The sequence below is a fragment of the Bordetella tumulicola genome (assembly GCF_054779135.1).
Window position 1 is genome coordinate 342976 of record NZ_BAAGYU010000011.1, and the last position, 13318, is coordinate 356293.

A 13318-nucleotide genomic window follows, 5' to 3' on the forward strand; every position below is an offset into this window, starting at 1 on the left:
TTCGAATCAGGTCGGTTGAGAGGCGGCTTGGGCGCCAGCCGTGGCGGATGTGTTCAGGCCGAAGTCTTCTGGGAAGTGCTCTAACGCTGAGAGGACGGGATAGGGCGTCATGCCGCCCAGCGCACAGAGCGAGCCGCCCAGCATGGTGTCGCACAAGTCGCGCAGCAGATGGATGTGCTGCTCGTGTTGCGGCCCGCCGGCACGGATCTTGTCCAGGGTTTCCGTCCCGCGCACCGCGCCGATGCGGCACGGCGTGCATTTGCCACAGGATTCGACGGCACAGAATTCCATGGCATAGCGGGCCATGCGGCTCATATCGACCGTGTCGTCAAAGGCAACGATACCGCCATGGCCTACCATGGCCGAGATCTTGAGGTAGGACTCGTAGTCCAGCGGCACATCCCACTGCGATTCGGGCAGGTAGGCGCCCAGCGGACCACCGACCTGTACGGCACGCAGGGGACGCCCCGATGCGCTGCCGCCGCCATAGTCGTACAGCAGCTCGCGCAATGTCACGCCAAAGGCGGCCTCGACCAAGCCGCCATGTTTGAGATTGCCAGCGAGTTGAAAGGGGAGCGTACCTTGGGAACGGCCCATCCCGTAGTCGCGATAGTATGCGGCGCCGCGCGCCAGAATGATGGGGATCGATGCCAGCGAAATCACGTTGTTGATGACGGTGGGCTGGCCGAACAGGCCGGCAATGGCGGGTAGCGGCGGTTTGGCGCGCACCACACCGCGCTTGCCCTCCAGGCTTTCCAGAAGCGAGGTTTCTTCGCCGCAGATGTAGGCGCCCGCGCCTTTACGGACCTCGAGATCAAAGCGCTGGCCACTGCCTTGAATATCGTCGCCAAGCCAGCCCGCCTGACGCGCCTGGTCGATGGCTGCGTTCAACGTCGCGATGGCTTGCGGGTACTCTGAGCGAACGTAGATATAGCCATAGGTGGCGCCCACAGCCAGGCCGGCGATCGCCATGCCTTCGATGAGAACAAAGGGGTCGCCTTCCATGATGAGACGATCGGAGAACGTCCCGGAGTCGCCTTCATCCGCGTTGCAGACGATGTACTTCTGCGTGGCGGGCGTGGTCAACACGGTTTTCCACTTGATCCCGGTGGGAAAGGCTGCACCGCCGCGGCCGCGTAAACCCGATGCGGTGACTTCGTCGACGATCTGTTCGGGCGTGAGGGCCAGCGCGCGCTGTAAGCCCTGCAAGCCCTCGTGCGCGAGGTAATCCACTGTTGACACCGGGTCGGTGATGCCGACACGCGCGAAGGTCAGCCGTTGTTGATTTTTTAAATACGGAATTGCCTCGGTCAGTCCGAGATGCAGCGGGTGGTTGCCGCCATGCAGCCAGTCTGCGTCGAATAGGCCGGGCACATCGTCGACCTGTACGGGGCCGTAGGCAACGCGTCCCGCGGGGGTGACGATTTCGGCGAGCGGTTCCAGCCAGAGCAGGCCCCGCGATCCGTTACGTACCAACCGGATAGCCAGGTGACGGCGTTGCGCTTCTTGCTCGATCGCTAGAGCGACATCATCGGCGTCGACCGCGAGGGCCGCCGCATCGCGGGGCAGATAGATCGTGACGGGGGCGTTCATGGTTGCACCGCCCGATCGTGTTCGGTGGCTCGCTGCAGAATGCGGGTGAGCTTGTCAGGGGTGACGCGCGCATGTGGCTTGCCGTCCAGCATCACGGCCGGTGATTGGGCGCACAGGCCCAGGCAATATACGGGCTCAAGGGTGACGGCGCCGTCGGCTGTGGTGTGATGGAAATCGCAGCCGAGTGTGTGGCGCGCATGTTCGGCAAGATGCTCCCCGCCCATCGCCTGGCAGGATTCGGCACGGCAAACCTCCAGCACATGCCGGCCCGCGGGCTCGGTGCGAAAGTGCGGATAGAAACTCAACACGCCGTGGACTTCGGCGCGGGACAGGTTCAGGGCCTCGGCGATGGTGGGCACCGCGTCGGCCGGAATACAGCCCAGTTCATCCTGTATCTCGTGCAGCAGAGGCAGCAGCGCGCCAGGTTGATCCTGCCATTGCGTGGCGGCCTGTGCCGCAGCCGCCACCGTGGGGGTGGTGGACTGACGCGCGGCCGATAAGGCCATATCGCCGCCGCGTGCACCGCCGCCGCCGGGCGGATTGGGCTTTGCCTGCGAAATAGGCATGCTTGTCTCCTGGTGACGACCCTCGCGTAAAGATGGGGCCGCATTGTTCTCTAGTTGTTGCCAGCCGATTGCATTGATAATATGTTTTTTAAAACATATAAAACTGTGCTATCTATCTGATGTGCGTACTCTAATCGCCAAATCTGCCACGTTCAATAGGAAATAAATGACATATAAATTTCGTATCGGACTGCGCCCCCAATGGCTGCTGGAGGGCGATGCGGAACATCCCGGTCAGGCGTTGCATGACATGTTGGCGCTGTTGGCGGCCATTGATGCGACGGGCAATATCGCCGGCGCATGCCGGGCCTGTGGCCTGTCGTATCGGCATGCCTGGGGGGTGCTGCGGCGTTTTGAGGGGCTGTTCGGTACGCCGTTGTTGATTACCAAGCGGCGTCAAGGCACGCAGTTATCGCCCTTTGCACAACGTTTGTTGTGGGCAAATCGCCGCATCGAGGCGCGTTTGATGCCGACGCTGGAAAGCATGGCGTCCGAGTTGCAAGAGGAACTGGAAAAGCTGCTGCCCGAGACAATTCCGCATTTGCGTTTGCACGCGAGCCATGGCTTTGCGGTCGAGGCATTGATGCAACATATGAGCGATCGCGAGCCGGGTCTGGAGCTTCGCTATCGCACGGCGATCGAGGCACTGGCCGCACTGGAACGCCACGAATGTGATCTGGCGGGCTTTCAGGTGCCGAGCGGCACGTTTGAGGCACCGATCATGGCGCGTTATGCGCAATGGTTGTCGCCAGACGATTATCTGCTGATCCACCTGGCCGTACGTAATACGGGCCTGTTTGTCGTGCCGGGCAATCCGAAGCACATTCGCGGCATGGCGGATTTGTCGCGCAAGGATGTGCGGTTCGTGAATCGGCAAATTGGGTCCAGTACGCGTTATCTGGTAAGTCTGATGCTAGAGCAGGCGGGCGTGTCGATCAGCGATGTGCAGGGCTATGAAACCAACGAGTTCACCCATATGGCGATCGCGGCGCATATTGCCAGCGGGATGGCGGACACCGGGGTGGGCGTCGAGACAGCAGCCTGGCGTTTTGGCTTGGACTTTATTCCGCTGGTGCATGAGCGTTATTTCTTTGCGATTCGCCGCGCGTCGCTGGATACCCCTGCCATGCAAGACCTGTTGAACATCATGCGGGGCCATGAATATCTGGGGTATGTGCATCAACTGGTGGGCTACGACGCCACGGATACGGGCAAGTTGCAGACGCTGGAGGAAGCCTTTGGGTGACGTCGACATCCGCATGCAGACCTCAATAATCGGAGGCGGGCTAGTGAGGGCCGACTCATTGCGCGATATGATGCTCAGATGAGTAAAGTTATTTACCTGACCGATCATTCTGCGCAGCATCTGCCGCCGCTGCCGCAGTCGGCGCTGCCGCCCGCTGGGCAACCGGTGCAGGATGCGTTTGCGCGGCCGATGCGTGATCTGCGGATTTCGGTCACGGATCGCTGTAATTTTCGATGTACGTACTGCATGCCGCGCGAGGTGTTCGACGGCAACTATGCCTTTTTGCCGCATTCGGCACTGTTGTCGTTCGAAGAGATCACGCGCATCGCCCGCTTGGGCGCCCAACTGGGGGTTGAGAAAATCCGCCTGACGGGCGGTGAGCCGCTACTGCGCAAGAATATTGAAGCCTTGATCGGTATGCTGGCCGAATTGCGCACGCCTGACGGTCGTCCGCTGGAGCTGGCGCTGACCACTAACGGCACGTTGTTGACGCGTAAGGCCGTGGCCTTGAAACAGGCAGGTTTGACGCGGGTGACGGTCAGTCTGGACACGCTGGACGCGGAGATGTTTGCCCGCATGAGCGACAGCACGTTTACTCCCGACGATGTGTTGCGCGGCATTGATGCTGCGGCCGACGCGGGGCTGGCGCCTGTCAAGATCAACATGGTCGTGCGTCGCGGCCTGAACGATGGTCAGATAGTGCCGATGGCCGGGCACTTTCGCCATACCGGCCATGTGCTGCGTTTTATCGAGTACATGGACGTGGGCACCACCAACGGCTGGAATTTGAAAGAGGTCGTGCCGAGTGCCGAAGTCGTCCAACGGATCGGCGAGGCCTACCCCTTGCGGGCCATCGACGCGCAGATCATGGGGCGTGTGGCCCAACGTTGGTCTTATGGAGACGGCGCGGGCGAGGTCGGCGTGATTTCGAGCGTGACCGAGGCGTTTTGCGGCGGCTGTACGCGTGCACGCCTCTCGCCGGAAGGCAAAATTTTCCTGTGCCTGTTTGGGTCTCATGGCCATGACCTGCGCGGGCTCCTGCGCAGCGCAGCAGACGATGATCAGGTCGCGCGCGCCATCGCCGGTATCTGGACGCAACGTGACGACCGGTATTCCGAGTTGCGAGGCCGGGGTGCGGCGCTCGCCCATCAAGGCGAGCGCAAGATCGAGATGAGTTATATCGGCGGGTGACAGCGCCGTGGCGCTACGCCAGCCAGTGCGCCAGATCGTAATATGCCACGATGTCCCCGTCATTTACCGTGACCCCGGCGGGGGTACGCGCCAGCCCGGTGGCCCAGGGCAGGGAACTGATGACCGAAGAGTCCTGGTTCCCATAAGGCACCAGCTCTGGTGCGCCGTCGGGATTGGGACGCCACTGGACACGCAGAAATTCTTCGCGCTTGTCATGGTGGGGGCGCGGCGTGCGCAGCGGGGCGGCGCTGACGGCCGGAAAGACGGCTGTGCGTCCCTGCATGCGGCGCACCAGGGGCGACACCAGCACGGCGTAGACGGCATAGACTGAGACGGGATTGCCCGGCAGGCACACAATGGGTTTGCCGTCGATATGCGCTAGGGCGACGGGCTTGCCCGGTTTCATGCGGACTCGCCATAGCGCCAGTGTGCCGCCCAGGGACTCCAGGACCGGCTTGACCAGGTCCTTTTCGCCCACCGAGACGCCGCCGATGCTAAGCAGGAGATCGCAGTCGGCCAGCATTGTGCCGATGGCAGCGCGCAATTCCGGTTCATTGTCACGTGCGTGCAGCACGTGCACCGCTTGGGCGCCAGCCTTTTGGACCAGGGCGGCCAGCATGACGCCATTGCAGTTGTAGATTTGTTGCGTCGCGCGCTCGGCACCAGGGGGCACCAATTCATCGCCCGTTGTCAGGATGCCAATACGCAGCGGCGCGTAGACCTGCACATGCGTCAAGCCCTGCGAAGCCAATGACGCGATATGTGCGGCATCCAGCAAGGTGCCCGCGGAGAATAGGGGTTGGCCCGCCGACGTGTCCATGCCGCGCTTGCGTACGAATTCGCCGGCCTTGGGGGCTTGCAGGATTTGCACCTGGCCGTTGGCCTCGCGGGTGTTTTCCTGAATGACGATGGTGTCAGCGCCTTCGGGAATCAAGCTACCCGTAAACAGGCGCGTGGCCTGGCCCGGGATCAGCGCGGCGGGCATGTCGCCAGCATAACTGCGCTGTTGAATGGGCAGGGTGACGTCAGGCCGGTAGTCTGCAAAGCGAATGGCGTAGCCATCCATGGCGCTGTTGTCGGCGGGGGGCAAGTCCAGCGTGGCGGTCAGGTCGGTGGCCAGCACGCGGCCGATTGCGTGTGCCAACGACACCTCTTCCCGGCGACCAATCGGGTCGGCGGCACGGGCCAACAGTTCTTGAGCGCGTTCAAAATCGAGCAGGTCGTTGTTCATCGATGATGGGTATGAGAGGTGGATTGCGCAGCGGCATCGCCCGCATCCCAGGCGTGGGTGCGGTCGTGATCGGTCTGGCGTTGTTCGACCCAGAAGCTGTTGCCATCGGACAGAGTCTCGCGTTTCCAGAAGGGCGCGCGGGTTTTTAGCGCATCGATCATGTATTCACACCCTCGAAACGCATCGCCGCGATGCGCACTCGCGGCCGCGACGAAGACGATCTGGGCGTTGCGGGGCAAGGCGCCGACGCGATGGGCGATGACGGTGCCGGCCAGTTGCCAGCGTTGGCGGGCGGTGTCGGCGACGTCTTGCAACTCGCGTTCACACATGCCGGGGTAGTGTTCCAGGAACAGGGTTTGTGTCGCCTGATTCGGGGCGAAGTCGCGCACATAGCCGGTAAACGTGACAATGGCGCCTGCCTGGGCGCCGACCCGTTCGCGCAGATCGGCGAGCAAGGTGGCGCCGTCAAAGTCGGCTTCTTGAACGATAACCATATTGTCAGCCTCCGGTAACCGGCTCGAAAACCGCGATTTCGTCACCCGGTGCAATGATGGCGGATGGCTTGGCATGCGTCTGGTTGATCGCCAGCTTCAGACGTGCGGCGGGCGCAAGTTGCGGATAGCGGGCTTGCAGGGCCTCTAGCAGTTGGGTACCTGTCGAGGGTTCGGCCAGCGGCCAAGCTTCGCTGCGTTTGCCGACGAGCTCGGCGACACGGGCAAAGTACAGAATATTAAGGGTTGCGCCACTCACCGCTTTTACCTCCCGCCTTATATTCAAGACGTATTTGTTCAATCACAATGCCCTTGTCGGCCGCCTTGCACATGTCGTAAATGGTCAGCGCGGCGACGCTGCAGGCGGTCATCGCCTCCATTTCGACACCCGTTTTATAGCGGGTCCGGCACGTCGTCCTGATGTCGACGGTATGCGTGTCGTCGTCTAACGAAAACTCAACGCCGACAAAGGCCAGGGGCAGGCTGTGGCAGAGCGGAATCAGCTCTGCGCAGCGTTTGGCCGCCAGGACGGCTGCTACGCGTGCGGTATTGAGCACTTCGCCTTTGCCTTGGCCGGGTTGGGTCAACAAGTCATAGGCTACCGCGTTCATTCGTACACTGCCACGGGCGATGGCAATGCGGTCCGTTTCGGTCTTGGCGCCGACGTCAACCATGCGGATTTGGCCAGATTCGTCCAGGTGGCTAAGCGTAGGGGCAGAGGATGGCATGATAGGAAAAGTGTTAACGATTGAAAACGAGCGCGGCTTTTTGCTAAAGTGGGCCACGCTTGCGTCCTATCATAGACGAGCTCTGGCTACGCGTGAAATTACCGTCGCCGCTGCTCCGCTATCCGAACCAGGAGACTACGCATGGCCCTTACGATGCCCAGGTTGAGATTCACTCGGCGTCTTGGAAAAATTCTCCTGGCGATCATAGCCACGATCCTGATTCTATTCGGGGTGGCCGCGTGGCAGGTTCCGAACCTGTTGCGGTCGGTGTTGACCGAGGATGTCGCTGAGCTGCTGGGCCGTCCGGTGCAGGTGGGCGAGATCAGTTTTAATCCTTTTACCCTGTCGGTGCGCGCGCAGGATCTCGTGATCGAGCAGCCCGGCGGCGAGGCGCCCTTGCTGAATGTCGGCCAGATGGACGTCAGCGCGTCGTGGAAGTCATTGTTCTGGTTTGCGCCCGTGGTCGATTCGGTACGCTTGCAGCGTCCGCAGATCGCGTTGGTTCGCGAGGACACCACGACATTCAATTTCTCGGATATCCAGAAAAGACTCGCGGACAGGGCGGCGGCTCAGCCCGCGCCCGAGCCAGGCGAAAAGGACGACGATGCCCTGCCGCGGTTTTCGTTGAACAACCTTGTGCTGGAGGGCGGGGCCATTACGCTGGATGACAAGGTGACGGGCCGCAAGCAGGAAATCGACGAGATCGCGCTGGGCGTTCCCTTTATTTCGTCGTTTGGCTATGCCACCGACATCGATGTGGAACCGCTGGTGCATCTGCGCGTCAATGGCAGTCCCTTCGATATGAGAGGCGTGGCGAGGCCATTTGATGTCGTGCCGTCGTCGACCTTGAATCTGGATTTTCGCGGGCTGGAACTCGAAAAATGGGCCGATATTTGGCCCATCGCGATACCCATCAAAGTCGAACGCGCCTTGCTGGATTCGAATCTGAAGCTGGTGTTTGAGCAGCCACGCGATGCGGATGCCAAGATCTTGGTGACCGGCGACGTGGGCTTGCGAGAGTTGAATCTGCGCGAGACGTCGGGCGCGCCCTTGATCCAGTGGAACACCCTGGAGATTCAGCGGGTCAAGCTGGACATGCTGGCCCGCCAGTTCTCGATTGGCCAGGTCGAGATGTGGTCGCCCGTGTTGCAGGCGAGCAGGGATGCCAAGCAGCAACTGAATTGGTTGCGGGTGATCGACAAGCTCAAGGCCATCGGAGGGGCAGAGGGCGGTAGCAAACAGACCGCCAAAGCGCCAGTCTCAGCCAAGGCAGCGGCGGCCGAGGCAAGCAAGACAACCGCCAGTGAGCCGCTCGTTGCGCAAGCCGATGCCGGCACGAACGGCAAGACGCCTGACAAGGCGGTCGACGACAAAGCCACAGACAAAGTAGCCACAGACAAAGCTGCCGCGGCCCTCCAGGCGACATTGCCGAAAGCATCGTCTGACGAAGCCGCCTCCGCCGTCGCGCCGAAGTCAAAGACCCCTGATGAATGGCAGGTCGCGGTGGACGCGATCAACATTCATGACGCCCGGCTGCACGTACAAGACGCGGCCACCAAGCTGGACACCACGTTGGCCGGCCTGGCGATGACGGCGGAGAACGTGCAGTTCCCGCAGCCGGCGGATCAGCCGATCAACCTGTGGCTCGACATGGATAACCTTGTCGACGATAGCTGGATACGCGCCAAAGGGCCGTTGATACTTAGCCCGCTGGCGTTGACGCTGGAGTTGCGCGCCGGCCATCTGGGCTTGGCCCCGTACGCGTCCGCAGTACGTAGCCAGGCGCCGATTCAGTTGCTCGACGGTTTTCTGGGCCTGGAAGCCAACGTCAAGGTCGCCCAGCAGGCAGGTGCCACGCAAGTCGTGGCGACTGGCGTCAAGCTCGATGTCTCGCAATTGGCGGCACGCGACGAGTCGCAGAAACCGGCGGTGGATTTGAATATTGGCCAGTTGGCACTGGCAGCGGACCGTGTGGCACTGGATGCCACGCCCACGCCATTTACGTTGCAAGCCAAGAGTATTCAGGGTGATGGCAGTCTCGCGCTGCAAGGATCCTTGACGACGCAGCCTCTGGCGGTGCAAACCCAGGTCGACTTGCAAAACTTGAACCTGGCCTCGTTGGCACCATATGTCGCGTCCAGTCTGAATGCGACCGTGCGTTCCTTGAGCGTGGGCGCACGCGGCGAAGCCGTGTTTTCGGCGGCGGCGGGTGAGTCGCCGATGAAAGGCAGTTGGAAAGGCGGCGTCGACGTCCTCGATTTGCATCTCGCTGATCGCGTGAACCAGAATGACTTCCTGAAGTGGAAGCAACTGAATCTCAGCGGCATGCAGGTGTCTGTGGACGGTGATCAGTTTGCAGCCAACCTGGGCGACATTACGCTGGATGATTTTTATGGCCGGGTCTTGCTCAGCGCGGAGGGCCGCCTGAATGTGATGGACTTGCTGGCCGAGCCTGGTCAGGCGGGCGGGTCTATCACCGAGGATACGCAAACCCGCGGTCGTTCAGCCCGCGCGGCCAAGGCCGAGAAGACAGGCCAGATGCCTGATGTTGCCTTGAACAGCGTCACGCTGAAAAACGGCCGCATGACGTTCACCGATCACTTCGTCAAGCCGAACTATACCGCCGAGCTGTCGCGTATCGAGGGGGGCCTGTCTGCGGTGTCCTCGCGTAACCCGAAACCTGCGAAGGTCAACGTGAAGGGTCGCGTCTACGGCACGGCCCCGCTGTCTATTGACGGGACGGTACAGCCCTTTGCCGAGTTCATGTCGCTGGACCTGAAGGTGTTGGCCAAAGGCGTGGATCTGCCGCGTTTTACAACGTATTCCGCCAAGTACGTGGGCTATCCGATCAAGCGAGGCAAACTGTCGGTCGAGTTGGCCTACAAGCTGGAAGACCGCGCCTTACAGGCCTCCAACCACGTTGTGCTTAATCAACTGACGTTTGGCGAGAAGACCAACAGTCCGGATGCCACGACCTTGCCGGTGATGCTGGCCGTGTCGCTGCTGAAAGACAGCAAGGGCAATATCGATATCAACCTGCCGATTTCCGGTTCGCTGGATGACCCCGAGTTTTCGGTAGGAGGCATCATTTTGCGGGTGCTGGGCAACTTGCTGGTGAAAGCTGTGACCTCGCCGTTTTCTTTGCTGGCCTCGGCATTCGGCAGTGGCGAAGAGCTGTCATATATCAATTTTGAGCCGGGAAGTGCCGAACTGGCGGCGCAGGCCGATGAAAGTATCACTACCCTGGCCCAGGCCCTGAATGACCGGCCCGCGCTGAAGCTGGATATCATCGGCCGCGCCGATCCGGTCACCGATGGCGAGGGTTTGCGCCAGGCATGGCTCGAACGCCAGATTCGCCGCGCCAAGGTGGAGGACACGTCAGGCAAGGATAAAAAGACCGATTTGTCCCGCGTCACCCTCACCGATGCAGAGCGCGCGGAATACCTCGAAGAGGTTTATGACGATACCGACATCGAGGAAAAACCGCGTAATTTCATTGGCTTCGCCAAGTCGGTCCCCACCGATCAAATGACTGCCATGCTGCTAAAGGCCGCGCCTGTGAATGAGGAATCGTTGCAGAAACTGGCCGAAGCACGCGCAGACGCCATTTACGAGAAGCTGCAAAAAATCGGCCCCGCCGACCGGATTTTCATCGTGGCGCCGGCGATCGACGGTGAGGCAGGCGAGGGGGACGCAAAACCCTCGCGGGTGGATTTCGCGCTGCAGTGACCGTGGTGGCGTGCCGCCGATCGAGGATGTGGCGCATGGGCAACGCACCGCGATGCGCTACCGTCCTGCGGCGAGCAAACAAATAGGGGATAGCCCTAGGTTGGCACTATGATGAGGGTTTGCCGGGCGACTCACGCCCGGACGCCTTTGCGTTTACCTGGAGATGCATATGACCATCAAAGTCGGCGACCGTGTACCGGACGGCACCCTGAGCGAGTTTTTTGAATCCGAAGCCAATGGTTGCTCCCTCGGGCCCAATGCATTCCAGGTCGCCGATCTGGTCAAGGGCAAGACCATTGCCCTGTTCGCGGTCCCGGGCGCTTTCACATCGACCTGCTCGACCAAGCACCTGCCGGGCTACGTGGCACAAGCTCAGGCCCTGAAAGACAAGGGTGCGGACGAAGTTTGGTGCGTATCCGTCAACGATGCCCATGTCATGGGCGCGTGGGGGCGTGATCAACAGACCGCAGGCAAAGTACGCATGCTGGCCGATGGTTCGGCTCTCTGGACGCGCGCCCTGGGTCTGGAACTGGACCTGATCGAGCGCGGCATGGGTGTGCGTTCACAGCGCTACTCGGCAATCTTGAAAGACGGCGTCGTCACGCATCTCAACATCGAGCAGCCCGGCAAATTCGAAGTCAGCGACGCTGCCACCCTGTTGTCACAGATCTAACTTATTTTGTCGTTCCCGCCGTGGGCGCATCGTGCGCCCACGGCGTTTCCTAGTGTGACGGCTGCCAGCCGTATCCCATGTTAACCACGATTTACTCTTTCTCGTCGCTCTACATTGCGACGCTGCTAATGCTGGTTGGCATTGGCTTGTACAACACTTTCATGGGGTTGCGGCTGACCGCCCTATCGGTCAGCGAGATCTGGATCGGTGCGCTGATCGCCGTTTATTACCTGGGATTGGTCTGTGGCGCGCGGCTGGGTCACAAACTGATCATTCGCGTCGGCCATATCCGGGCATTTGTCGCCTGTGCCGCCTTGTCCACCAGCATGATCCTGGCGCAGATGGTGGTCGACTCCATGCCCGTCTGGCTGGTATTTCGACTGGTGTCGGGCATCGTGATGGTGACCGAGCTGATGGTCATCGAGAGCTGGCTCAACGAACAAACTGAAAACCACCAGCGCGGCCGCGTGTTCTCCGTATACATGGTGGTGTCGGGTCTGGGCACGGTAATGGGCCAACTGGTGCTGACAGTCTATGGCTCGCTGAGCCAGGAGCCCCTGATCCTGGTGGCCGCCTGTCTGGTGCTATGCCTCGTGCCTATCGCGCTGACCGCGCGTACCCACCCCCCAACGCCGCTGCCCGCGCCGCTGGACCTGCGCTTTTTCGTCCAGCGCGTCCCGTTGTCCCTGACTGTGCTCTTCGTCGCCGGCAATTTGTCCGGGGCATTTTATGGCCTGGCCCCGGTGTTTGCCGCTAAATACGGCCTGACAACCTCGCAGTCGGCCGTCTTCGTCGCGGCTGGCGCGACCGCAGGTTTGCTATCGCAATGGCCCATCGGCTGGCTGTCCGACCGCATCAACCGCGCGGGTCTCATCCGCTTTAATGCCTGTCTGCTTGTGCTGCTGCCCGCCATCCTGTGGGGATGGATCGTCCTGCCATTCTGGGCACTGGTCCTGTTGTCGTGCATATTGGGCGTACTGCAGTTCACCCTGTATCCCCTGGGCGCCGCATTTGCCAACGATCACGTTGCCTCAGAACGTCGAGTCAGCCTGAGCGCCATCCTGCTCATGACCTACGGCGTCGGGGCGTGCCTGGGCCCCATGGTGGCAGGTATCCTGATGTCGCTGGCAGGCCCCAACATGTACTACGTCTTCGTCTCCGGATGCGCCTTGATCCTCGTATGGCAAGTACGTCCGGCACGTGTGACCGGCGCGCACCAGGTCGACGAGGCACCAGTGCACTTCGTGCCCATGCCCGACAACCTGCAAAGCTCTCCGGCCTCGGTTGCACTCGATCCACGGGTCGATGCAGAAGGCGATTCGGCAGTGGAGATGGTTTCGCCGGAGCCGGACGTTGTGCAAGTGCCGGAGTCCGCGATTGAGGCGGAAACGGTTGTGGAGGGTGATACGGCGTCTGCTGATGCCGTCGATGAGGTGAGCTCGGGTGCAGGCGCGGATCGGGGGCATACCGTAGGTTAAGGTTCTTGAGGCGCAGGAGGCTGCCGTGTAAAAGCCCCGGCGGCCCTATCGCCGCGGCTCGGCCCAACCAGGGGCCTCGGCCCGCGCTGCGCGCGGGCTGCCCTTGCTCAACGGGCCGCCGGGGCTTTTACACGGCAGCCTCCTGCTCGCACAGTTTCCCATTTACGGATGCTATTGGTGCGTTGGGCGTGGCAAGCTAAAGCAGCCTGCGTATGCCACGATTGTGAGCCCCTGTCCGGCATCTGAGAGCCCAGGCGGTCCGTTGAGGCGCGGGAAGCCTCGCGCAGCGAGGCCGAGGCCCCTGGTTGGGCCGAGCCGTGGCGATAGGACCGCCTGGGCTCTCAGATGCCAGACAGGGGCGCCTCAATAGAGACACCCTTCGCGCCACGCAT

General features: G+C 61.4%; 11 protein-coding genes. 5 read left to right on the plus strand and 6 right to left on the minus strand.

Annotated elements, in window-relative coordinates; translation table 11 throughout:
• Positions 1 to 6 precede the first annotated feature (6 nt).
• Both ACYVDM_RS23795 and ACYVDM_RS23800 read right to left on the minus strand, forming a co-directional pair.
• Positions 7 to 1593 carry a formate dehydrogenase beta subunit gene (locus ACYVDM_RS23795; protein ID WP_415790292.1) on the minus strand — a complete coding sequence of 529 codons (1587 nt, stop codon included), beginning with the start codon at positions 1591 to 1593 and terminating at the stop codon, positions 7 to 9.
• On the minus strand, positions 1590 to 2159 hold the full coding sequence (locus ACYVDM_RS23800) for a formate dehydrogenase subunit gamma (protein WP_415790293.1): 570 nt from the start codon (positions 2157 to 2159) through the stop codon (positions 1590 to 1592). The genes ACYVDM_RS23795 and ACYVDM_RS23800 overlap by 4 nt, the downstream gene beginning before the upstream one ends.
• A 166-nt stretch (positions 2160 to 2325) precedes the next feature.
• Between ACYVDM_RS23800 and ACYVDM_RS23805 the strand changes: the two genes are divergently transcribed.
• Both ACYVDM_RS23805 and moaA read left to right on the plus strand, forming a co-directional pair.
• The gene (locus ACYVDM_RS23805; protein ID WP_415790295.1) at positions 2326 to 3405 is read left to right on the plus strand and encodes a substrate-binding domain-containing protein; all 1080 of its coding nucleotides are present in this window, start codon (positions 2326 to 2328) and stop codon (positions 3403 to 3405) included.
• Positions 3406 to 3483: 78 nt separating this feature from the next.
• On the plus strand, positions 3484 to 4596 hold the full coding sequence (moaA, locus tag ACYVDM_RS23810) for a GTP 3',8-cyclase MoaA (RefSeq protein WP_460475479.1): 1113 nt from the start codon (positions 3484 to 3486) through the stop codon (positions 4594 to 4596).
• A gap of 13 nt (positions 4597 to 4609) precedes the next feature.
• Here the strand turns inward: moaA and ACYVDM_RS23815 are convergent, their stop codons facing one another.
• The 4 genes from ACYVDM_RS23815 to moaC are packed head-to-tail and all read right to left on the minus strand — an operon-like array spanning position 4610 to position 7046.
• A complete protein-coding gene (locus ACYVDM_RS23815; protein WP_415790342.1) occupies positions 4610 to 5815 on the minus strand; it encodes a molybdopterin molybdotransferase MoeA in 1206 nt (401 codons plus the stop codon).
• An 8-nt stretch (positions 5816 to 5823) separates the two neighbouring features.
• Entirely contained in the window at positions 5824 to 6321 is a 498-nt protein-coding gene (locus tag ACYVDM_RS23820; protein ID WP_415790300.1) for a molybdenum cofactor biosynthesis protein MoaE, read from the minus strand.
• A 4-nt stretch (positions 6322 to 6325) separates the two neighbouring features.
• Positions 6326 to 6577, minus strand: coding sequence for a MoaD/ThiS family protein (locus ACYVDM_RS23825; RefSeq protein ID WP_415790302.1), 252 nt, complete (start codon positions 6575 to 6577; stop codon positions 6326 to 6328).
• Complete coding sequence (moaC, locus tag ACYVDM_RS23830) at positions 6558 to 7046, minus strand: cyclic pyranopterin monophosphate synthase MoaC (protein ID WP_415790304.1); 489 nt, start codon at positions 7044 to 7046, stop codon at positions 6558 to 6560. Before moaC ends, ACYVDM_RS23825 begins: the two co-directional genes overlap by 20 nt.
• Positions 7047 to 7187: 141 nt before the next feature.
• Between moaC and ACYVDM_RS23835 the strand changes: the two genes are divergently transcribed.
• The 3 genes from ACYVDM_RS23835 (at position 7188) to ACYVDM_RS23845 (ending at position 12926) form a co-directional block, all read left to right on the plus strand.
• Positions 7188 to 10775 carry a DUF748 domain-containing protein gene (locus ACYVDM_RS23835; protein ID WP_415790306.1) on the plus strand — a complete coding sequence of 1196 codons (3588 nt, stop codon included), beginning with the start codon at positions 7188 to 7190 and terminating at the stop codon, positions 10773 to 10775.
• A gap of 169 nt (positions 10776 to 10944) precedes the next feature.
• Positions 10945 to 11448, plus strand: a complete 504-nt coding sequence (locus ACYVDM_RS23840) for a peroxiredoxin (RefSeq protein ID WP_415790308.1) — start codon at positions 10945 to 10947, stop codon at positions 11446 to 11448.
• Positions 11449 to 11525: 77 nt separating this feature from the next.
• Entirely contained in the window at positions 11526 to 12926 is a 1401-nt protein-coding gene (locus ACYVDM_RS23845; RefSeq protein ID WP_415790310.1) for an MFS transporter, read from the plus strand.
• The last annotated feature ends 392 nt before the right edge of the window (positions 12927 to 13318 follow it).

Coding starts and splice junctions, on each gene's coding strand:
- ACYVDM_RS23795 (WP_415790292.1), bottom strand. CDS start 1,593: ATGAACGCCCCCGTCACGATCTATCTGCCCCGCGATGCGGCGGCCCTC.
- ACYVDM_RS23800 (WP_415790293.1), bottom strand. CDS start 2,159: ATGCCTATTTCGCAGGCAAAGCCCAATCCGCCCGGCGGCGGCGGTGCA.
- ACYVDM_RS23805 (WP_415790295.1), top strand. CDS start 2,326: ATGACATATAAATTTCGTATCGGACTGCGCCCCCAATGGCTGCTGGAG.
- moaA (WP_460475479.1), top strand. CDS start 3,484: ATGAGTAAAGTTATTTACCTGACCGATCATTCTGCGCAGCATCTGCCG.
- ACYVDM_RS23820 (WP_415790300.1), bottom strand. CDS start 6,321: ATGGTTATCGTTCAAGAAGCCGACTTTGACGGCGCCACCTTGCTCGCC.
- moaC (WP_415790304.1), bottom strand. CDS start 7,046: ATGCCATCCTCTGCCCCTACGCTTAGCCACCTGGACGAATCTGGCCAA.
- ACYVDM_RS23835 (WP_415790306.1), top strand. CDS start 7,188: ATGGCCCTTACGATGCCCAGGTTGAGATTCACTCGGCGTCTTGGAAAA.
- ACYVDM_RS23840 (WP_415790308.1), top strand. CDS start 10,945: ATGACCATCAAAGTCGGCGACCGTGTACCGGACGGCACCCTGAGCGAG.
- ACYVDM_RS23845 (WP_415790310.1), top strand. CDS start 11,526: ATGTTAACCACGATTTACTCTTTCTCGTCGCTCTACATTGCGACGCTG.